The sequence below is a fragment of the Amycolatopsis sp. CA-161197 genome (assembly GCF_050942255.1).
Lineage (GTDB): Bacteria > Actinomycetota > Actinomycetes > Mycobacteriales > Pseudonocardiaceae > Amycolatopsis.
In genome coordinates this window covers 6865036-6885103 of the sequence record NZ_CP192059.1, presented here as the reverse complement: position 1 = coordinate 6885103, position 20068 = coordinate 6865036, and the positions used below count along the sequence as shown (strand labels likewise).

The 20068-nt window shown below is 71.7% G+C and carries 22 protein-coding genes; 3 read left to right on the top strand and 19 right to left on the bottom strand.

Annotated elements, in window-relative coordinates; genetic code table 11:
• Nucleotides 1-275 precede the first annotated feature (275 nt).
• Nucleotides 276-884, bottom strand: coding sequence for a TetR/AcrR family transcriptional regulator (locus tag ACQPXB_RS32230; RefSeq protein ID WP_366582270.1), 609 nt, complete (start codon nucleotides 882-884; stop codon nucleotides 276-278).
• Between the two features lie 101 nt (nucleotides 885-985).
• Between ACQPXB_RS32230 and ACQPXB_RS32225 the strand changes: the two genes are divergently transcribed.
• The gene (locus ACQPXB_RS32225; protein ID WP_432845512.1) at nucleotides 986-1729 is read left to right on the top strand and encodes an SDR family NAD(P)-dependent oxidoreductase; all 744 of its coding nucleotides are present in this window, start codon (nucleotides 986-988) and stop codon (nucleotides 1727-1729) included.
• A gap of 194 nt (nucleotides 1730-1923) precedes the next feature.
• Entirely contained in the window at nucleotides 1924-3165 is a 1242-nt protein-coding gene (locus tag ACQPXB_RS32220; RefSeq protein ID WP_366582268.1) for an LCP family protein, read from the top strand.
• A gap of 7 nt (nucleotides 3166-3172) precedes the next feature.
• On the opposite strand, the gene ACQPXB_RS32215 is transcribed toward ACQPXB_RS32220, so the two are convergent.
• From ACQPXB_RS32215 to ACQPXB_RS32185, 7 genes are all read right to left on the bottom strand, one after another.
• A complete protein-coding gene (locus tag ACQPXB_RS32215; RefSeq protein ID WP_432845511.1) occupies nucleotides 3173-4366 on the bottom strand; it encodes an acyl-CoA dehydrogenase family protein in 1194 nt (397 codons plus the stop codon).
• 1 nt (nucleotide 4367) lies between these two features.
• Nucleotides 4368-5312 (bottom strand): 3-hydroxyacyl-CoA dehydrogenase NAD-binding domain-containing protein, encoded by a 945-nt coding sequence (locus tag ACQPXB_RS32210; RefSeq protein ID WP_432845510.1) that lies wholly within the window; start codon nucleotides 5310-5312, stop codon nucleotides 4368-4370.
• Complete coding sequence (locus ACQPXB_RS32205) at nucleotides 5309-6055, bottom strand: acetoacetate decarboxylase (RefSeq protein ID WP_432845509.1); 747 nt, start codon at nucleotides 6053-6055, stop codon at nucleotides 5309-5311. Before ACQPXB_RS32205 ends, ACQPXB_RS32210 begins: the two co-directional genes overlap by 4 nt.
• Before the next feature lie 5 nt (nucleotides 6056-6060).
• Entirely contained in the window at nucleotides 6061-6825 is a 765-nt protein-coding gene (locus ACQPXB_RS32200) for a crotonase/enoyl-CoA hydratase family protein (protein WP_432845508.1), read from the bottom strand.
• A gap of 42 nt (nucleotides 6826-6867) precedes the next feature.
• Nucleotides 6868-8028: a CaiB/BaiF CoA transferase family protein gene (locus ACQPXB_RS32195; protein ID WP_366582263.1), complete on the bottom strand. Its 1161-nt coding sequence runs from the start codon at nucleotides 8026-8028 to the stop codon at nucleotides 6868-6870.
• Nucleotides 8029-8153: 125 nt separating this feature from the next.
• Nucleotides 8154-9062, bottom strand: coding sequence for a LysR family transcriptional regulator (locus ACQPXB_RS32190; protein WP_366582262.1), 909 nt, complete (start codon nucleotides 9060-9062; stop codon nucleotides 8154-8156).
• A 9-nt stretch (nucleotides 9063-9071) separates the two neighbouring features.
• On the bottom strand, nucleotides 9072-9638 hold the full coding sequence (locus tag ACQPXB_RS32185) for a TetR/AcrR family transcriptional regulator (RefSeq protein ID WP_432845507.1): 567 nt from the start codon (nucleotides 9636-9638) through the stop codon (nucleotides 9072-9074).
• Between the two features lie 56 nt (nucleotides 9639-9694).
• Here ACQPXB_RS32185 and ACQPXB_RS32180 point away from each other — a divergent pair, with 56 nt between their 5' ends.
• Complete coding sequence (locus ACQPXB_RS32180; RefSeq protein ID WP_432845506.1) at nucleotides 9695-10096, top strand: ester cyclase; 402 nt, start codon at nucleotides 9695-9697, stop codon at nucleotides 10094-10096.
• Here ACQPXB_RS32180 and ACQPXB_RS32175 read toward each other — a convergent pair.
• The 11 genes from ACQPXB_RS32175 to ACQPXB_RS32125 all read right to left on the bottom strand — a co-directional run bounded on the left by ACQPXB_RS32175 (nucleotide 10059) and on the right by ACQPXB_RS32125 (nucleotide 20050).
• The gene (locus ACQPXB_RS32175; protein WP_432845505.1) at nucleotides 10059-11432 is read right to left on the bottom strand and encodes a histidine kinase dimerization/phospho-acceptor domain-containing protein; all 1374 of its coding nucleotides are present in this window, start codon (nucleotides 11430-11432) and stop codon (nucleotides 10059-10061) included. The genes ACQPXB_RS32180 and ACQPXB_RS32175 overlap by 38 nt on opposite strands.
• Nucleotides 11429-12115 carry a response regulator transcription factor gene (locus ACQPXB_RS32170; RefSeq protein WP_432845504.1) on the bottom strand — a complete coding sequence of 229 codons (687 nt, stop codon included), beginning with the start codon at nucleotides 12113-12115 and terminating at the stop codon, nucleotides 11429-11431. Before ACQPXB_RS32170 ends, ACQPXB_RS32175 begins: the two co-directional genes overlap by 4 nt.
• Before the next feature lie 364 nt (nucleotides 12116-12479).
• Nucleotides 12480-12668 carry a hypothetical protein gene (locus ACQPXB_RS32165; protein ID WP_432845503.1) on the bottom strand — a complete coding sequence of 63 codons (189 nt, stop codon included), beginning with the start codon at nucleotides 12666-12668 and terminating at the stop codon, nucleotides 12480-12482.
• Nucleotides 12665-13087: a hypothetical protein gene (locus ACQPXB_RS32160; RefSeq protein WP_432845502.1), complete on the bottom strand. Its 423-nt coding sequence runs from the start codon at nucleotides 13085-13087 to the stop codon at nucleotides 12665-12667. The genes ACQPXB_RS32165 and ACQPXB_RS32160 overlap by 4 nt, the downstream gene beginning before the upstream one ends.
• 244 nt (nucleotides 13088-13331) lie before the next feature.
• Nucleotides 13332-14483 carry a M20 family metallopeptidase gene (locus ACQPXB_RS32155; protein WP_432845501.1) on the bottom strand — a complete coding sequence of 384 codons (1152 nt, stop codon included), beginning with the start codon at nucleotides 14481-14483 and terminating at the stop codon, nucleotides 13332-13334.
• Complete coding sequence (locus tag ACQPXB_RS32150; protein WP_432845500.1) at nucleotides 14480-15475, bottom strand: ketopantoate reductase family protein; 996 nt, start codon at nucleotides 15473-15475, stop codon at nucleotides 14480-14482. The genes ACQPXB_RS32155 and ACQPXB_RS32150 overlap by 4 nt, the downstream gene beginning before the upstream one ends.
• Nucleotides 15468-16256, bottom strand: a complete 789-nt coding sequence (locus tag ACQPXB_RS32145) for an SDR family NAD(P)-dependent oxidoreductase (protein WP_366582253.1) — start codon at nucleotides 16254-16256, stop codon at nucleotides 15468-15470. The genes ACQPXB_RS32150 and ACQPXB_RS32145 overlap by 8 nt, the downstream gene beginning before the upstream one ends.
• Entirely contained in the window at nucleotides 16256-17554 is a 1299-nt protein-coding gene (locus tag ACQPXB_RS32140; protein WP_366582252.1) for an MFS transporter, read from the bottom strand. The genes ACQPXB_RS32145 and ACQPXB_RS32140 overlap by 1 nt, the downstream gene beginning before the upstream one ends.
• Nucleotides 17551-18447, bottom strand: a complete 897-nt coding sequence (locus ACQPXB_RS32135) for a polysaccharide deacetylase family protein (RefSeq protein WP_432845499.1) — start codon at nucleotides 18445-18447, stop codon at nucleotides 17551-17553. Before ACQPXB_RS32135 ends, ACQPXB_RS32140 begins: the two co-directional genes overlap by 4 nt.
• On the bottom strand, nucleotides 18444-19454 hold the full coding sequence (locus ACQPXB_RS32130; RefSeq protein ID WP_432845498.1) for an Lrp/AsnC family transcriptional regulator: 1011 nt from the start codon (nucleotides 19452-19454) through the stop codon (nucleotides 18444-18446). The genes ACQPXB_RS32135 and ACQPXB_RS32130 overlap by 4 nt, the downstream gene beginning before the upstream one ends.
• Before the next feature lie 38 nt (nucleotides 19455-19492).
• Nucleotides 19493-20050: a TetR/AcrR family transcriptional regulator gene (locus tag ACQPXB_RS32125; protein WP_366582249.1), complete on the bottom strand. Its 558-nt coding sequence runs from the start codon at nucleotides 20048-20050 to the stop codon at nucleotides 19493-19495.
• Nucleotides 20051-20068: the final 18 nt, after the last annotated feature.

The following is a 20068-nucleotide window of genomic DNA, read 5'->3' as shown; positions in this document are numbered from 1 at the left end:
GGCCAGGGGTGAAGCGCGGCATCGGGTGTGGCGTGCGGTGCGGTGGCATGCCATGCCTGGCGGTTCGGAGCGGTCAATGCGGGTCGACGCGGTCTGGGGTCAGGCCGGCTTGATCAGGCGGTGTCGGGTGTCGTGGTCGGATGCGGCGGAGTGGTGCGCGTTGGTTGGTGCTGGATGTACTGCGGCTTGCCAGGTGATGCGGCGGAGTGGCGGGCGGGTCGAGTGGCGGGTGTTGCGATCGCGGTCGTGACGGTTCGGGGCAGTGCGATTTCGAGTCAGTGCGGATCGGCGAGTCCGGTGGCCAGCGTGGCCACCGCTTCGTCGACGAGGTCGAGCAGTGGGCGCGAGCCGCCGAGGTCGCGCCAGAGCATGAGGGAGGCGTTGATCGCGGAGCCGAAGGCGGAGAACAGCAGTGACGGGAAGAGGTCCGTCGCCGGGTCGGTGCCGCTGCGGCGGGCGATCGCGGCGACGGTGGGTTCGACGACGTCGGTGCCGAGGGACAGGGCGCGCAGTGTGAGGCCCGGGTTTTCCTTGATGATCCGGATCCGCGTGAGCCACTCGTCGCGGTTCTCGTCGATCTCGGCGAGGTCGTCGCGCGCGGCGGCGACCACGGCCTCGAGCGTGCTCAGCTCCGGCGGCATCGCGGTGAGCCGGTCGATGAGGCGCCGGCTGCGCTCGGCCCGGTCGGCGTGGGCGATGACCACGGCGTCCTCTTTGGACGCGAAGTAGTTGAAGAAGGTGCGCGCGGAAACCCCGGCCTCCGCGGCGATGTCCTCCACCGTCACGTGGTCCAGACCGCGTTCGCCGACGAGGCGCACGGCGACCGTCGAGAGCGTGCGGTGGGTTTCGAGCTTCTTCCGCTCGCGCAGGCCAGGAGAGGACACGCTGAAGAGCGTAACGCGAAACTTTCACAATCTGCAAAGTTGCAGTTTGTGAAACAGGCCACCTCGGGCGGCCCCGGCGCCGGGCTGGCAGACTGCCGCGCGTGAGCGGAACGGTGCTGGTGCTGGGCGGACGCAGCGAGATCGGGACGGCGGTCGCGCAGCGGCTCGCCGCAGGCGGGGCGAAGCGGTTCGTGCTGGCCGCCCGCCCGGGGGCCGACCTGGGTGAGCAGGTCGCGACGCTGCGGACGGCCGGCGCCGAGGTGGTCGAGACCGCCGGGTTCGACGCCGACGACCTGGCCGGGCACCGGCCGTTCCTCGACCGCGTGGTCGCCGAGCACGGTCCGCTCGACGTCGTCGTGCTGGCCTTCGGCATCCTCGGCGACCAGGCCCGCGCGGAGACCGACGCCGAGCACGCAGCGGCCATCGTGCACACCGACTACGTCGCCCAGGTGGCCGTGCTCACCCACACGGCGGAACTGCTGCGCGCGCAGGGCTCGGGCAGCCTCGTCGTGTTCTCCTCCGTCGCCGGCGTCCGCGTGCGGCGCGCCAACTACGTCTACGGCTCGGCCAAGGCCGGCCTCGACGGCTTCGCCTGCGGGCTGGCCGACGCGCTGCACGGCACCGGCGTGCACCTGCTGCTCGTGCGGCCCGGCTTCGTGATCGGCCGGATGACCGAGGGCATGTCTCCTGCGCCGTTCTCCAGCACGCCCGACCAGGTGGCCGACGCGACCGTCGCGGCGCTGCGGCGACAGCGCGCAGTCGTCTGGGTGCCGGGAGTGCTCCGTCCGGTCTTCGCGGTGATGCGCCTGCTGCCGCGCGCGGTGTGGCGGCGCATGCCGCGCTGAGCGCTCCCCGTGCCCGAGCTGCCACGCGGTGTCGCGAAACTCCGTGGCACAGCTCACTTTCGGCCCAGCGGCGGTCGGCCGAACGGGCATCATCACATTTTTGCGACAGGATTCTCAGGCTATTCCCAGCTAACGCGGTGATCCTCGAAGACAGGCCCGCTCGGGCTCTTTCGGGGAAGCAAGGGGATTCTGTCGTGCTGCTCACGTCCCGGGGCCGCCGGATCGGCGGCCGTGTCGTGCTGGGGGTGGTGTCGACGCTGGTGCTGGGTGCCACCGGGTACGCGTGGTCGCAGCTGCACCGGCTCGACACCGGGATCGTCACGGCCGACGTCATCCCGCCCGCCGCGCAGGTTCCCGAGACACCGACCGGACAACCGCTGCAGGTGGCGCAGAACATCCTCCTGGTCGGGCTCGACTCGCGCACCGACGCCAACGGGAACCCGTTGCCACAGAACGTGCTCGACTCGTTGCACGCCGGCAGCAGCGACGACGGCGGCAGCACCACCGACACCATGATCGTGGTGCACGTGCCGGCGGGCGGCGCGGCCGCCACGGCGATCTCCATCCCGCGTGACTCCTATGTGGACGTCCCGGGCTACGGCAAGCACAAGATCAACTCGGCCTACAGCCGGGCGCGGGCGTCCGCGCGCTCGCACCTGTCGGGCCAGGGGCTCAGCGGGCCGCAGCTCGAGGTCGCCGCCGACGCCGAAGGCGCGAAGTCCGCGATCGCCACCGTCGAGAAGCTCACCGGGCTCACGATCAACCACTACGCGGCGGTGAACCTCGCCGGGTTCGCGGCGCTGAGCCAGGCCGTCGGCGGCGTGCAGGTGTGCCTGAACAACCCGGTGCACGACACCTACTCCGGCGCGAACTTCCCGGCCGGCCCGCAGACGCTGTCCGGCGCGCAGGCGCTCGCGTTCGTGCGGCAGCGCCACGGCCTGCCCAACGGCGACCTCGACCGCATCGCGCGCCAGCAGGCGTTCCTCGCGGGCATGGCGAAGAACGTGCTCGGCTCCGGCACGCTGACCAGCCCGGACAAGCTGTCGGCGCTCGTCGACGCGCTGCAGGGTTCGGTCGTGCTCGACAAGGGCTGGGACGTGCTGAGCTTCGCCCAGCAGCTGCACGGCATCAGCTCCGGCACCATCGGGTTCGTCACGATCCCGGTGCAGAGCCTTTCCCTGGCCACGCCGGCCGACGGCGACGCGGTGAAGGTGGACCCGCAGCAGGTCAAGACGTTCGTGCAGGACCAGCTGGGCTCGTCGTCGGTGTCGGCCTCCGGCGGCACCGGCAAGACGGACCCGACCACCACCGCGGGCAGCCACGGCGGCGTTCGGCCGATCGCCGCCACGTTGCCGGTGAACCCGCCTTCGGACACCTCCACCGCCGGAACGCCACAACAGCCGGTGACGTCGAACGCCACCGGCTGCGTGAACTGACTCAGACTCAGACGAACGCGCTCTGTCCCGTGATCGCCTTGCCCACGATGAGCGTGTTCATCTCGCGGGTGCCCTCGAAGGAGTAGATGGCCTCCGCGTCGGCGAAGAACCGCGCGATGTCGTGGTCGAGCACGATGCCGTTGCCGCCGAAGATCTCCCGGCCCCAGGCCACGACCTCACGCATCCGCGAGGTGACGAAGGCCTTCGCGAGCGAGGAGTGCTCGTCCTTGAAGATCCCGGCGTCCTGCAGGCGGGCCAGCTGCACGAGCATGCCCCACGACGCGGTGATGTTGCCGAGGCTCTTCACCAGCAGGTCCTGCACCAGCTGGAACCGTGCGATCGGACGGCCGAACTGCTTGCGCTCCTTGGCGTAGTCCAGCGCCAGCTCGTAGGCGCCGATCATCACGCCCAGCGCCTGCCACGCGACCCCGCCGCGGGTGGCGCGCAGGATCTCCGCGACGTCGCGGAAGGAGTCGATGCCCTGCAGGCGGTTGGCTTCCGGTACCCGCACGTCGGTGAGGGTGATCTCGGCGTTCTCGACGATGCGGAACGCGATCTTGTTCTCGATCTTCACCGGCGAGAAGCCCGGCGTGCCCTTCTCGACGACGAAGCCCTTCACGTTGTCGTCGTCGACGTCGCGCGCCCAGACCACCACGTAGTCGGCGAAGGTCGCGTTGCCGATCCAGCGCTTGGCCCCGTTGAGGATCCAGGAGTCGCCGTCCTTCTTGGCGGTGGTGCGCATGCCACCGGCCACATCGGACCCGCCGAGCGGCTCGGTCATCGCGAACGCGCCGATCTTGTCCATCGCGGCCATCTCGGGGAGCCAGCGGTCGCGCTGTTCCTGGCTGCCGCCGGAGTAGATCGAGTACATCGCGAGTCCGTTGTGGACACCGAAGAACGTGGCGACCGAGGCGTCGGTGCGGCTCATCTCCATCGCCATCATGCCGGTGAGCAGGTGGCTGGTGGCGGCGCGGTGTTCGCCGTAGCCCTCATACGGCAGGCCCGCGAGGCCGCTCTCCCGGAACTTCGCGATGAGCTCCTTCGGGAAGGTGCCGGCGGCCCAGTTCTCGTTCACCAGCGGCTTGACCTCGTCGCGCATGAAGCCGCGGGCCTTGACGAGCAGCTTGCGCTCTTCGTCGCTCAGCAGGGTTTCGTAGTCGTAGAAGTCGGCGACGAGCTGGTCTTCGAGAGTGGTGGTCATGTCAGTTCTCCTCCTTGCGAGCAGCGTCCAATGCGGACAGGACTGCGATCTGCTTGCGGTCGCGCGCCTCGGCGAGTTCCGAGTACGTGGAGGAGCCGTAAGCCTTTTCGACGGCTTCGACGAGCCGTTCGGTTTCTTCCGGGGTCTGCGAGGGCTGCCCGAGGCCGGCCCACATCTTCTTCATCGACGGGCCGATGTGCTCGGCCATGTGCCGATAGCCGCCGGGGCCGCCGCCCAGGTGCGAGCCGAGGAACGGCCCGACCGTGGCCCAGCGGATGCCGAGCGAGTTGGTCATCACCTTGTCGAGGTCCTCGGGCGTGACCACACCCTGCTCGACGAGGTAGATCGCCTCGCGGCTCAGCGCGTTCTGCAGGCGGTTGCCGACGAAGCCGGGGATCTCCTTGCGTTCCACCACCGGCACGCGGCCGAGGAAGGTGTAAAAGTCGACGGCCGCCTGGGTGGCGTCCTCGCCGGTGCGCTCGCCCGGCACGACCTCCACGAGCGGGATGAGGTGCGGCGGGTTGAACGGGTGTCCGATGAGGACGCGGCTCGCGTCGGCCAGCTCGCCGGTGAAGGCGGTCGACGGGATCGCCGACGACGAGCTCAGCAGCAGCGCGTGCTTCGGCGCGGCTGCCACGAGTGTGGCGAACAGGTCCTTTTTGAACTCGACGCTCTCCGGGCCGTTCTCCTGCACCACGTCGGCGTCCCGCACGGCGTCGGCGACACTGTCGGCGATCTGCACGCGGTCGGCGATTCCTTCGACGTCGAGGCCCTGCGCGGCGAGGTGCGGGGTGAACTCGGCCAGGGCGTTCGCGACGGCCTCGGCGAGGTCGGGGCGCGGGTCGCTGACCTTGACGGTGAGGCCGTGGCCGGCGAACAGCGCGGTCCAGGACAGGCCGATCGTGCCGGCTCCGATCACGGCTGCGGTGCGGAATTCGGTGCTCATCGCTGTGCTCCCTTCAGGTAGTCGTGGACCGGCGTGACGCGGGCGAGGGTCAGGTCGGTGAGGATGTGGCTCGCGGAGACGATCTCGCGCACCGGAAGGTCGGCCAGCGGGGCGAGCACGTGCTCGAACAGCTGCAGCCGCGCGGGGCCGGTCCAGGCCTCCTTCACGACGACGTCGGTGATCTCGGTGCGGACGAGCTCCATCACGCGGGGCGCGCCGTCGTAGCCGGGGATGATCTTCAGCATGAACGTCGGCACGGTGATCTGGGCTTCGGCGGCCTCGACGTCCAGCGAGAAGTGCTTGTAGCCCATGGTCGCGGTGGCCACGCGCAGCGTGCCGTAGTCGAGAGTGCCGACGAGCGCGCCGTTGTCGACATAGAGGTTCGGCGCCCCGATGGTCTTCGGGTAGGCGCTGACCTCGCGGCCCGACGCGGTGGCCGGGAAGTTGTCGAGGTACATCGCGTGCAGGTACTCGCCGCGCTCACCGTCGAAGGTGATCGGGATGGCCTGGCCCGACTCGGTGTAGGGGCCGTAGCCGCTCACGTCGCCCATCTTCATGACCTCGAAGCGCACGAGCGGCTCTTCGATCTGCAGGGGTTCCGGCACGACGGCGCGCAGGGCCTCGGGGTCGGTGCGGTAGACGATGTTGAGGTACTCGCGGTCGGTGAACCGCGGCACCATCGGCGCGAACGCGGGGTTCACGAGCGGTGTGGTCACGTGCCGCAGGACGTCTTCTTGCTTCATGGTCGTCACCGTCCGGTCCACTGGGGCGCGCGGCGCTCGGCGAAGGCGGTCATGCCCTCGCGGACGTCGGCGGAGGTCATCAGGGTCTTGAGCTCTTCCCGCTGCGCGGCGAACGCCTGGGGCTCGGGGACCCCGTCGGCGGCGCGCACGATCTTCTTCACTGCGGCCAGTGCCAGCGGCGCGTTCCGCGTGACCAGCTCGGCCAGCTGCAGGGCGACGGCGGTCGCTTCTCCGGCCGCGACCACGCGGTTGGCCAAGCCGAGCTCGCCGGCTCGGCGGCCGGTGATCGGCTCGCCCGTCAGCAGCAGCTCCATCGCGAGGTGGTGGGGGAGGCGCTTGGGCAGGCGGATCACGCCGCCGCCGGCGGCGACGAGGCCGCGTTTCACCTCGGGCAGCCCGAACTTCGCGTCTTCGGCGGCGACGATCAGGTCGCAGCCCAGCGCGAGCTCGAACCCGCAGCCCATGGCCCAGCCCTCGACCGCGGCGATCAGCGGCTTGGTCAGCTCGGCCTCGGTCAGCCCGCCGAACCCGCGGCCCGGGATCTCCGGGCTTTCGCCGGCCAGCGCGGCCTTGAGGTCCATGCCGGCGCTGAAGGTGCCTTCGGCGCCGGTGAGGACACCCGCCCGCAGCGTCGGGTCGCCCTCCAGCGTGTCCAGCGCTTCCGCCAGTCCGGCCGCGACAGCCGCGTTCACGGCGTTGCGGGCCTGCGGGCGGTCGATCGTGATCAGCAGCGTGGTGCCGATCCGTTCGGTGCGCACTTCGGTGGTCATGACGTCACTTCTTTTCTGCGACTGGTGCTCTGTGACCGGGGTTCAGCGGCTCGCGAGTTCCGCGAGCACCTCGGCGGTGTCCTGGCCGGCGACCGGGGCCGGGCGGCGGATCGAGCCGGGCGTGGCGGAGAAGCGCACGGGGATGCCGACCGTGCGGATGGTGCCCTCGGTCGGGTGCTCGACGGTGTCGAGCAGGTGGCCTTCGCGGACGTAGTCGTCCTCGTGGGCGTGGTCCAGTTCGAGGACCGGCGCGAACGGGATGCTGTGCTTGGCGCAGACCTCGGCCCATTCGGCGGTGGTGAGCGCGGGGGCGCACTCGTCGATGAGCTCCGCGAGGGCGTCGACGTCGGCGTTGTCGATCGCCTCGCCGTTCACGCGCGGGTCCTCGACGAGGTCGGCGCGCCCGGCCGCGGCGAAGAAGTCGCGGAAGTTCTGCGGGTTGTAGGGGATCACGCAGGCGAGGCCGTCCTTCGTCGGCGCGGCGCGGTGGCCCTGCGACATCGAGAGCGGGAAGCCCGTGGGGCCCTGCGCCGGCTCGAACACGTGCCCGGCGAGGTGCTCCACCAGGTTGAACGCGATGAGCGTGTCGGTCATCGGGATCTCGATCCGCTGGCCGGCACCGGTGCGGTCGCGGTGGTGCAGCGCGGCGAGCACGGTGTAGACGATCGTCAGCGAGGAAACCTTGTCGCCCAGGATGGTCGGCAGGTAGACCGGTTTGCCGATCGCGCGGTTCGCGATGTCGACCAGGCCCGAGGCGGCCTGCACGGTCTCGTCGTACGCGGCGTTGCCGGCGCGGTCGGAGTCGCTGCGGAAGCCCTGCGCGTGGGCGTAGATCAGGCCCGGGTTGCGCTTCGCGACCTCGGCGTAGTCCATGCCGAGCCGCGCCAGGGCGCCGGGGCGCATGTTGGTGATCAGCACGTCGGCGGTGTCGATCAGCGCCAGTGCCTGCTCGCGCTCGCCGGCGTCCTTGAGGTTCAGGGCGACGCTGCGCTTGTTGCGGTTCACGTTCAGGTTGAGCGGGGTCATCCCCGGCGTGGTGCGGTACTGGCCCACCCGGACGGTGTCGGCGGGGGACTCGATCTTGATCACGTCGGCGCCCAGGTCACCGAGGATCTGCGCCGCGTACGGGCCCATCACCACGGTCGAGAGGTCGATCACGCGCACCCCGTCCAGCGGTCCGGTGGCGGTGTTCTGCTCGTCCATCTTCGATCCTTTCGCACCTGCTGTTCTTGATCTGCCACCGAAGTTAGTGGCGCAGGTGAAGAAAGGGAATGATCATGTCGCGAAGAATGGTATGACCGCAGCGATCATACCATTCTTGCGCTGTTTCAGCTGGTCAGCGGTTCGGCGAAGATCTCGCGTGCGGCGGCGACGAGCTCGGCCAGGTCGCCGCTGTCGCCCCGGTCACGTCGCCAGAGCAGGTTGGTCTCCAGCTCGGGCCGGAAATCGGTGAAGGGGAGCACGGCGACGTTCTCGAGCCGGTAGAGGTGCATGGGGCTGGCCTCGTCGAGCATGGAAATGGAAAACGCCAGCCCGGAGGAAATGATTTCCGAGACGCCCGAATATCCGGTGTTCCCCGGCTTGAGCCGTTTTTTGATACCGAGCGACATCAATTGGTGGTCGAGCTGCTCGAAATAAGCCGGCGTCGATTCCTCGGGGGAGGAGATGTAGGCGAACCCGGACAGCTCGGCCAGGCTCACCGACTCGCGGCCGGTGAACTGGTCGGCGGGCACCACGGCGCCGAGCCGTTCCGACATCGCCGGCAGCGCTTCGAGCGCCGGATCGGTCACGGGCACGCGCGCCAGCGTCAGCGCGAGCCGCCCGTCGAGCACGGCGTCGACGAGGTCGGGGCTGGCGCCGGGCCACCGCTTGAGCTCGAACCGCTCGCGCACCCGCTCGGCCAGCGCCGTCACGCGGTCGCGCAGGTCCGGGTGCACGCCCGCGGGCATGCCGAGGAACACGGTGCTGCGCTGGGGTTTCGCCGCCTCGCGCAGCCGCCACGGGATGGAGTTCACCTGCTCCAGCACGTCGCGCGCGATCGGCAGCAACGCGGTGCCCGCGGCGGTGAGGGTGACGTGGTGCGTGCTGCGGTCGAACAGCTTCTGGCCGAGCTCGTGCTCGAGGTCCTTGATCCGCTGGCTCAACGGCGACGCGGCCATGTGGAGCCGCCGCGCGGCCGCCGAGAAGTTCAACTCTTCGGCGACGGCCACGAAGTAGCGCAGGTGCAGCATTTCCACAGCGTGAGCTTAACCCGTGCGAGCTTGGCCGGCGCCGGCCTGACCGGGGCCGGTGCCGCCCCGGCGGATCACGCGCAGCAGCCGTTCGACGCGGGGTTTTTCCGCGCCGGACAAGGCGATTCCCGTCGTGAGCACCAGCAGGTCGAGCGGTTCGACCTCCTCGGCGAGACCGGCGCGGGTGGCGAGGGCGGTGGCTGTGTCGGTCATCACCCCGTGCCAGCGGGCGAAAAGCTCCTCGCGGTCGCCGCCGGGATCGTCCGTTATGGACAGTGCGAGGTCGCGTTTGTCCCGGACGTGGTCGAGGAAGAGCCCGAGCCACGTGAACAGTGCCGCTTCGGGGTCCTCGTGTGCCAGCAGGGCCTCGCCCTGCGCGCGCAGGGTCTCGACCTCTTCGGCGTAGGCCGCCGCGAGCAGGTCGCGCCGCCGGGGGAAGTGGCGGTAGAGCGTGGCGTTGCCGATGCCGGCCCGCTTGGCCACGCGGTCGAGCGGCGCGTCGCTGCCCTCGGCGGCGAACACCTCGCGGGCGGCGCGCACGAGCTGCGCCCGATTGTCACGTGCGTCGGCCCGGGGTGTCACGGCCGGCCTCCTCGGGGATTGCCAAGTGGGGAGTTCCCCACTTAGGGTACGCGGCCATGAGCAGCGAACTCACCCCGGCCGAGGTGCACCGCCGGATCGTCGAGACGGCGTTCACCGAGGAAGGCCTGAAGTACGTGGACCCGGACGTGATCGACCACCGCGGCGGCGCCGGGGGCGACCACGTCGGCATCGCCGCGTGGCGCGAGAAGTGGGCCGCGATCAGCCGCGGCGAGTTCCTCGCGGACTTCCGTGACCTCGCGGTGCGAGTGGAGCAGAACGTGAGCGACGGCGAGTTCTCCGTGAACCGCTACACGAGCACCGGCACACAGGTCTCCACCGGCCGGTCGTACGCCGTGACCAGCATGGACATGGTCCGGGTGCGCGACGGGCGGATCGTCGAGCACTGGGCGCTCATGGACGTTACGGACCGGGCGGCGCAGCTGCGAGCGGGAGCGTGATCGTGAAGGCAGCGCCGCCTTCGGGGGCGGGTCCGGCGCGGAGCGCGCCGCCCATCCGTTCGACCAGGCCGTGGACCAGGGCCAGGCCGATGCCGGAGCCGACGGGGCGGCGGTCGCGGTAACGCTTGTTCAGCACGCCGCGTTCGAAGGCCACGGCGTAGTCCTCCGGTGCGAGGCCCGGGCCGCCGTCGCGCACGGCGAGGTGCGCGTGGCCCTGGTCCACGACCAGGGAGAACACCATCGGCGCGCCGGCCGGGGTCACGCGCAGGGCGTTCTCCGCGAGGCCGTCGACCACCTGCTGCAGGCGCCGCGCGTCGGCGGTGACGAGCACCGGGGCGGCGGGCGTGTCGACGTAGAGGGGCACGGTTTCGCGTTCGCAGCGCAGCCGCCAGACCTGCGCGCGGTCGCCGACGAGCGCGGCCAGGTCGAGGGTCGCGAGGTCGAGGCGGAACTCGTCGGCGCCGAGCCGGGCGAGTTCGAGCAGGTCGCTGACCAGGCGTTCGAGGCGCTGCGCCTCGCGGTGGATGGTCTCGCCCGCGCGGCGCGCGTCGGGACCCTCGGCGACGCCGTCGGCGATGGCCTCGGCGAAGCCGGTCACGGCGGTAAGCGGGGTGCGCAGCTCGTGGGACACCGACAGCAGGAACTCGCGCTGCCGGGCTTCGCTGTGGGCCAGGGCGTCGGCGAGTTCGTTGAGCGAGCCCGCGACCTCGGCGACCTCGACGGGTCCTTCCACCGGCACGCGGACGTCGCGCCGGCCGGTGCGCAGGCTGACGGCCGCGGCCGCCGCCTTCCGCAGGGGCCGGCCGAGCAGCCGTCCGGACGCGTAGCCGGCGACGGCGGCGACCAGCAGCCCGATGCCCAGCGCGAGCGCGATGTTGCGCACCAGCGCGCGTTGCGTCGCCTCGCCGCTGCGCGCGGGCTGGACCAGCGCGAACGCGGCCGCGCGCGGGCCGACGGTGCGGACCTCCACGAGGTACTGCTGCCCGTCCACCGTCACGCGGTCCGACTGGTTCGTGCCCGACGCGAGCCCGGCGCGTTCGGCTACGCGGGTCGACGTGGCGTCGCCCACGTCCTGGCCGCCGGGCCGCCGGACGACCACGGCGATGCCCTGGCCGCGCACCACGTCGGCGACCTTGCCGACGCCGAGGCGGTTGCCGATGCCGGTGTCGTCGAGCTGCGTCGCGACCACGTCGGCCTGGGCTTTCAGCGACTGCTGCAGCACGGTGTCGGCGGTGGTGCGCACGAGCCGCGTCGCCACCAGGCCCGAGACGATCACGGCGATCCCCGCCACCGCCAGGCACACGACCGTGATGCGCAGCGCGAGTGTGCCCCTCATCCGGCGTCCGCCGCGTAGCCGATGCCGCGCACCGTCCTGATCGGACTGTGCGCGCCGAGTTTCGCGCGCAGCTGAGCCACGTGCACGTCGACCGTGCGCGTGCCCGCCGCGGCCGGGTAGCCCCACACGGCGGACAGCAGCTGGTCGCGCGAGAGCACGCGGCCGGGGTGGCGCACGAGGTGGGTGAGCAGGTCGAACTCCGTGGACGTCAGCGTGACCTCCTGCTCGCCCGCCCACGCCCGGCGGCTCGTCACGTCAACGCGCGCGCCGCCGCACTCGAACGTCTCGGCGGCCGGCGTGCCCCCGGACGCCCGGCGCAGCACCGTACGCACGCGCGCCGCCAGCTCGCGCGGGCTGAAGGGTTTGGTGAGGTAGTCGTCGGCGCCGATCTCGAGGCCCAGCAGGCGGTCGAGCTCGTCGTCGCGCGCGGTGACGAACAGGACCGGCGTCCAGTCGCCGGCCGCGCGCAACGCCTTGCAGATCTCGATCCCGTCCATTCCGGACAGTCCGATGTCGAGCACCACGGCCACCGGCTTGAGCCGCCGCACGGCCCCCAGCGCGGCCGCACCGTCCGACTCCACGTGGACACCGAACCCGTCGCGCCGCAGATACATCGCCGCCAGCTCCGCAATCGCGGCCTCATCCTCGACGACGAGGACGAGTCCCCGCCCGGCTGACCCCATCGCGGGCTCCCGTTCTCCCTCTCCGCCAACGTCGACGCAGAGGCTACGCGGCTCAAGGCGAGCCGTCGCCTGCCCTGCCCGGCTTGCGGGCCGGGTGGCTGTCGTGCGCCCGCGATGTCCCTTGCGGGCCGTTGCGGACGATGTTCGAGCTGCGGCGGGCTGTTGCCCGCCGCAGCCGGCTCGTCGTGAACCCTCGCGTGTCGTGGCTCGAGGGGAGCTGTCACCCGCCACGCCCGGCCTGCGGCCGGCGTGGCTGTCGGACGCCGCGATGTTCGGAGGGCGCGGGCCGTCGCGGCTGATGGCGGGCCCACAGCGGGCGGTGGCCCGCCGTGGGCGGTTCACCGTGCGTCGCCGCTTGCCTGGCTCAAGGCGAGCCGTCGCCTGCCATGTCGGACTCGATGCTGTCCAGGGTCGACTGGATGCCGTTGAGTTCGCTCGTCGCCGGGGAGCCGCCGCTGGGCGGGGCCGCGGAGTCGCCGCCGTTGCAGGCGGTGCAGCCGAAGGCCACGAGCGCGGCCGCCGCGACGGCGGCCGCGAGCCGGGCCGTCCTCACTTCGTGCCCGCGGGCTTGCAGTGGGCCGTGGCGAACGCGTTGAGCTTGTTGGTCGCGTCGCCGAGCTGGGCGATGCGGCTCTGGCGCTTGTCCGCGCGCTTCTGCAGGCGGTCGGCCGCCGCGGTGTGGCCCTTGGCCTTCTGGTCGGCGGCGCGCGCCTTGAGGTTCGCGACGGAGCCGGCGACCTCGGCGCCGCCGTTGATGCGATCGGTGAGGTTCTTCGCGCGCTTCTGCAGCTTGGGCACCCAGTCGCCGCAGACCTGCTGCGACTCCTCGGGGCTGAGCGTGATCGGCGCGACGTTCGAGGGTGCCGGCGGCGCGCTCGTGTCCGCCACGGCCAGCGGCGCCGCGACCAGCAGCCCGGCCGCGACACCGCCGCCCGCCAACGCCAGCCGCCGGGTCCAGGTGGTTCCTCGCATCGTTCGTTCTCCCTCTCGTGACCGGTGAGTTCCGGGTACGGGCAGTACCTTCTCGTCCCGGTGTACGAGGGGTGTGGGGCGAATGTTCGGGCTTCGTAAAGCCCGGGCCGCGACCGCCGCGCTTCCCTCCGGCCCAGGCCAACGCACCCCCATGCGGCGTTGGGTGCGTTCAACGCACCGAACGCCACATCGGGGCGCTCGTCGGAGCGCCGGAAGGTGAGGGGTCGGCCGTGGGCGGGGTGCGTTACTCCGTGCCGAGCCGGTGCAGGACCGCCGCCGCGAGCGCCGTGCGTTCGAGCATGCCCGCGACGCTGATGTGCTCGTGCCGCGCGTGCGCGCCGTCGCCGACGGCGCCGAAGCCGTCGAGGACCGGGTGGCCCAGGGCGGCCACGAAGTTGCCGTCGCTGGCGCCGCCGACGGAGCATTCGCGCAGGGTCACGCCCAGCTCGGCCGCGAGGTCGCGCGCGAGCTCGTAAAGCCGCGCGATGCCCTCGGATCGCTCCATCACCGGCCGGTTCCAGCCGCCCTCCACCACCACGGTGGCCCGCGGGTCGTGGGCGGTCAGCGAAGCGACACCGGCGTCGATGCGGGCGGCTTCGGCGGCGCTGGACACGCGCACGTCGATCTCGCCGCGCGCCGACCCGGCGATCACGTTCTGCCTGCTGCCGCCGGAGATCACGCCGACGTTCACGGTGGTCCCGGCGTCGAGGTCGGTCAGCGCGTGCAGCGCCAGGATCGCCCGGGCCAGCTCGTCGATCGCGCTCGCGCCCTTCGTCGGGTCGAGGCCCGCGTGGGATTCCACGCCCTTCGCGTGCACCTGGAAGAGGCCGACGCCCTTGCGCGAGGTCTTCACGGCACCGTCGGCGCTCGCTTCGAACACCAGGGTTGCGCGAGTGCCCGCGGCCGCCTCCTCGATCGCCGGCCGCGAGGCGGGGCTGCCGAGCTCCTCGTCGCCGTTGAGGACCAGCCGGATCGCCGGACGCGGCAGCCCCGCCGCGTCGAGCGCCCGCAGCGCCCACACGGCGTGGACCAGGCCCGACTTCATGTCGAAGATCCCCGGCCCCGTCGCGCGGTCGCCGTCGACGGTGAACGGCCACTCGGCGAGCGTGCCCAGCGGCCACACCGTGTCGTAGTGGCAGAGCAGCAGCACGGGCTGCTCACCGGCGCCGGGGTAGTCGTAGATCTTGATGTCGCCGTGGCGGCCGCCGTCGACGTCGCGCACGGCTGCGGGCTCGCCCAGCCGGGTACGCAGCCAGCCGTCCACCCAGGACAGTCCGCGGGTGAGACTTTCCTTGTCGTCACTGGGAGTCTCGATCCCGACGTACTCGGCGAGGTCGGCGAGCAGGTCGTCGCGGTGCGCGCGCACCCACTCGTGCAGCTCCCGGATCCCGGTCACAGGTGTGCCTCCAGTTCGGTGAGGTGGTCCTCGGACATCGGTGTGCCGGCCTCGACATCGCCCAGGCGCTTGAGCACGGCGGTCAGGAGCGGCAGGCCGATCCCCAACTCGGCGGCTTCGTCGAGCACCGGCGCGTAGTGGTGGAAGACCTCCACCGGGCGGTGGCGCACGGCGATGTCACGCCAGATCCCGCTGCGGTCCTTCGGCATCGTGCGCAGCCAGGCCACGAGCCGGTCCGTCGCCGCCTCCCGCCCGTCGGCACCCGGCAGGTACGCGGCCGGGTCGAACTGGTCGAACGGCTCCAGCACGCGCGCGCCGGCCGCCGCGAACACCTCGGCGGCGAGCGCGTGCATCAGCGGCCGGTGCCGGTCGATGAGGTCGGCCATCGGCGCGTCGGCCAGCGCCGTCGTGGTCAGCATCGCGCCGAACCCGAGCTTGGCCCACAGGTAACCCTCGACGTTGGCGGTCGCCTTCGCCGGGCCCCACGCCTGCAGGTCGGCCACGACCTCCTCGACACGGCGCGTGATCCGGCCGTCGGGCTCGCCGACGACCAGGGCGCCGGCCCCGCCGTCGCGCACCACGCCGGGTTCGGCGACGTCGGCGAAGAGGTTCACGAACGCGCCCACCGTGCGCCCGGCGCCGACGAACGACGCGATGAGCTGCTCGTTGAGCCCGTTCTGCAGTGACACCACGAATCCGTCGGCGGCCAGCCGCGGTTCGAGCCACTGCATGGCGTGTTCCGTGGCCTGGGCCTTCACCGCGAGCAGCACGCGGCCCAGGTCCGGCGGTGCCTCGCCGGGGACGAACGCGGGGAGGTCGACGCGCTCGGCACCTTCGGGCCGCACCAGGGTGAGTCCCCCTGAGTTGATCGCGGCCACGTGGGCCGCGTCCGCGTCGACGACCACCACCGGATGCCCGGCCTTGGCAAGGTGGAATGCCAGTGTGCCGCCGATCGCGCCGCCGCCGACCACCGTGTACGAGCGCTCAGACATGCGTGGTTCCCTTCTGAACCGCGGTCTCGCCGGACCAGTGCAACGGCAGGCCCGCCGCACCCGCGGTCGAGCCGCCGTCGACGCGCAGCACCGTGCCCGTGATCCACCCGGCCTCCGGGCCGGCCAGCCAGAACACGGCGTCGGCGATCTCACCCGGCGCGCCGCGGCGGCCGAGCGGGTTCACCGACACGGCCGCGGCATAGGCCTCGGTCACGGGATTGGCTTCGCTGTCGACCGTGACGAACCCGGGGCTCACGGCGTTGACGCGGATGCCGTGCGGTCCGAGCTCCACCGCACACGCCCTGGTCGCCATCTCCAGCGCGGCCTTCGACGTCGCGTAGTGCGACGCGCCGGGCCGCGCGCGGGTGGCGGCGCCGGAGGAGATGTTCACGACCGTGCCGGTGGTCCCGGCGGCCACGTGCTTGCGCCCGAACGCGACGGTGGTGAGCACCGCGGCCCGCACGTTCACGTCCTGCACGCGGTCCCACCGCTCGGCGGTCATGTCGAGGAGGCGGGTGGCGGGGTAGATGCCGGCGGCGTTCACGAGCACGTCGACCGCGCCGGCCGCGTCCACCAGGCCTTCGGCGTAGGCGGCGTCGGCGAGGTCACCGGGCAGCTCGGTCACGGCCACGCCGTGGTCGGCGCGCAGCTTTTCGGCCACTGTGGACAGTTCGGCCGGACGCAGGTCCGACACGGCCAGCCGATCGCCCGCGGCGGCGAAGCGGGCCGCGATCGCGGCCCCGATCCCGCCCGCGGCACCGGTGACGAGGACGGTGCGCACTAGAGCTGCTTTCCCTTCGTCTCGGGCATCGTGAGGTACACCGCGACGCCGATCAGGGCGGCGACGGCGACGTAGATCCACACGAGGTCCCCGTGGTGGTTGGCGTTGAGCCAGGTCGTGATGTACGGCGCGGTGCCGCCGAACACGGCGACGGCCAGCGCGTAGGGCAGCCCGATGCCGGTGGTGCGCACCTCGGGCGGGAACTGCTCGGCCATGATCACGGCGCAGTTGGCCGAGTAGCCGACGATCAGCACGAGCCCGATGAGCTCGATCACGAACACGCTCCAGAACCCGTTGGCCAGGAAGTGGAACGCGGGCCACGCGAAGATCACGAACCCGGCCGCGAACGCGGTCATCGTGGGTTTGCGGCCGATGCGGTCGGACAGCAGGCCGCCGAAGGGCAGCAGGCAGATGAACACGAGCATCGCCAGCGTGTTGGCCAGCAGCGCGGTCTTGAGCGGGATGCCGGTGGCGAGGTGGGCGTAGGCCGGCATGTAGCTGACCCACACGTAGTAGATGAGCGTGCCCGCGATCGTCACGCCGGCCACGCGCAGCGCCGCGCCCGGGTGGTCGCGGAACATCGCGACGACGGGGTTGCGGCGCGGCAGGGCGGTGGTCTTGCCGAACGCCTCCGTCTCGTGCACCGAACGGCGCAGCCACAGCCCGACCAGGCCCAGCAGCCCCGCGACGCCGAACGCGAGCCGCCAGCCCCACCCGTGCAGGGCGGAGTCGGACAGCGTCGAGTTGAGGATGGTGCCGAGCAGCGCGGCGATGAGCGTGCCGGCGCCGACGGAGACCTGCTGCCAGGACCCGGCGAACGCGCGGCGCCCGGCGGCGGCCGACTCGATGAGGAACGCCGACGACGAACCGAACTCGCCGCCCGCCGAAAAGCCCTGCACGAGCCGGGCCAGCAACAGCACGATCGGGGCGCCGACGCCGATCTGGCTGTAGGTGGGGCAGACCGCGATCACGATCGACGCGGCCGCCATCAGCGAGATGGTGAGCGTGAGGCCCTTCTTGCGGCCACGCCGGTCCGCGTACGCGCCCAGCACCGCGCCGCCGATCGGCCGCATCACGAAGCCGACCGCGAACACGGCCAACGTGGACAGCAGGGCCGCGGTTTCGTTGCCACCGGCGAAGAACTGGCCGGCGAAGATGGGGGAGAACGTGGCGTAGACCGCCCAGTCGACCCACTCGACGGTGTTGCCGATCGAGCCGGCGACGATCGCCTTGCGCTGCTGCGGGTTGAGCCGGTGGGTGGCGACGGACGTGTCCGAAGTGGACGGGACCGTGGTCATGGGCGGGCCTCCCCGCGGGTGAGGACGTGGTCGACGACCTGGGCGTGGGTGGCGAACCACACGCCGTCGTGGCCGCTGATGTGGTCGAGCAGCTCGGTGAGGATCGCGACGCGCGAACGGTGCCCGATGATGTGCGGGTGCATGGTGAGCTGGAACAGCCCGCCTTCGGCGTAGGCGGCGTCGAACTCGTCGCGCCAGATCGAGAGCACCCCGCGCGGCGGCGTGTACGGCCGCAGCGAGGCGAAGCGGTCCATCATGAAGTACGGCGCGTCGTCGCGGATCCATTCCACGGGCAGCTCGACGACGCCGGTGGGCTCGCCGTTCTCGAGCAGCTCGTAGCAGTCGTCGTCGGCCATCAGTGAGGAGTCGTACTTCAGGCCGAGCTCGCGCGTGATGGTGAGCGTGTGCGCCGAGAAGTCCCACGACGGCGTGCGGATGCCGACCGGACGGGTGCCGGTGAGGCGGTCCAGCACGTCGGCGGCGCGGAAGGCGAGGTCGCGCTCCTCGGTCTCGGTGAGGGCGGTGTTGCGTTCGTGGATCCAGCCGTGCAACGCGACTTCGTGCCCGGCGTCCACATAGGACTTGACCTCGCCGTCGTGCAGCAGGGCCGACACGGCGGGGACGAAGAAGGACGCGGGCGCGCCGAAGCGGTCCAGCAGCTTGAGCAGGCGCGGCACGCCGACGCGGGCGCCGTACTCGCCTTGCGCGAGCTTTCCGGGCAGCACTTCGCCGTCACGCAGGGCGGGCGTCTCGTGGTCGGAGTCGAACGACAGCGCCACGGCCACCTTCGCGCCGCCGGGCCACGAAGCCGGGCGCAGCGAGCGCCCGGCGCGGACGTGCTCGACGTGCCCCCGCCACGTCTTCTCGTCCCAGAGCCACGGTTGTTCGGTCATGCTTCCTCCCGGGTTGCTGTGGCCGCGGGCGTGGGCGACCAGGCGCGTTTGAGGGTCGAGACCTGCAGGGTCACGTCGGCTTCCCGCAGGCCCGGCAGGGCGCCGACGACGTCGGTGGTGTGGCGGTAGAGCTCGCCGTAGTGGCGCAGCACGATCTGGCCGACCAGGTTGAACCGGCCGGTCGTGGCGCTGAGGTACTTCGTGCCCGGGTGCGCGGCGAGCTGCTGCCCGGCGCGGTCGAGCTCGGCCGGGACGACCGAGAGCCAGAGCATGAACTCCAGTGCGTAGCCGAACATCGCGGGCTCGGCGAGCGTGCGGAACCGCAGGCAGCCGCGGCGCACGAGGGAGTCGACGCGGCGCGCGACGGTGGACTCGCTCGTGCCGACCTGGCGCGAGACCTCCTTGAACGAGAGCCGGCCGTCTTCGCCGAGGGCGGCGCTGATCGCGAGGTCCAGCTCGTCGAGGTGCTCCGGCGGGCGTTCCCAGTGCTGTTCCTCGAACGGGCGCACCTCGCCGCCGCGCAGCTCGGCCGCCGCCTCCGCGCTGAGCTCACCGGAGTTCCAGTCGTGGTTGGAGGTGAACGTGCGCATCACGGCGAAGGTCTCGGCGTCGCGGACGTTGTCGGCCGCGGGGAAGTCGCCCTGCAGACGGGCGACGTCGCGGTAGGTCGGGAGCACGAACTCGGCGGAGCAGTCGGCGCTGCCGGCGAGCACGGTGGCGTAGCGGACCTCGGGCCGCGCGGCCAGCGCCTCGGCGACGGCGGTGGCGGTGCCCGGCCGGCACCGCAGCCGCGCCAGCACCGGCACGCCGAGGCCGCAGCGCAGCACGTCGACCACGCCGATCACGCTCAGCTGGCCGGACTCCGTCAGCTGCCCGGCGCGGCGCAGCACGGTGGACTCGCTCGTGCCCACGTGCCGGGCGATCGCGCCCCACGACGCGCGCCCGTTGAGCTGCAGCGCGGCGACGATGCGCCGGTCAAGCTCGCTGACTTTGGCTTCGTCCTGCACGGATGCATCGTGTATGCAGGAAAACGTCAAGTCAAGGGTCAGGTCTGCAAGAAACCGGCGTTCTGCAGGGTCAGAAAGCGTTCCATCGCCGCGTCGACGGCTTCGCGGTCGCCCGTGGTGACGAGGTCGAGCAGCAGCCCGCGCGCCACGGCGAGACCGAGCCGGGCCTGCGCCGCGCGGTGCCGCTCGGGCACGCCGAGCCGTTCGAGCAGCGCCTCGACGGGCGCGAGCCAGCCGTCGATCACGCCGTCGAGGAACTCCGCCGTGCCGGGCGTGCCGCCGAGAGCCTGGCCGTAGAGCTGGAAGAAGAGTTTTTCGTTGTGCCGCAGCGTCTCGTCGGTGAGCCGGCGCCAGAACACGCGCGCCAGCTCGTCCGGCGGCAGGCTGGGGTCGAGGTCGGCCAGCACGGCGCGCTGCCGGCGTTCCACCTCGCGCGCGACCTCCGTGAGCAGGCCTTCCTTCGAGCCGAAGTGGTAGATGAGCATCCGGTGGCTCGTGCCGAGCGCCGTCGCCAATGCGCGAAGGCTGTGGTCCGCCCCGTTCCGCGCGATGTGCTCGACGGCAGCGTCGAGGAGCTTCGCCCTTGCCTCCGTCATGTACCGGATGGTACATGT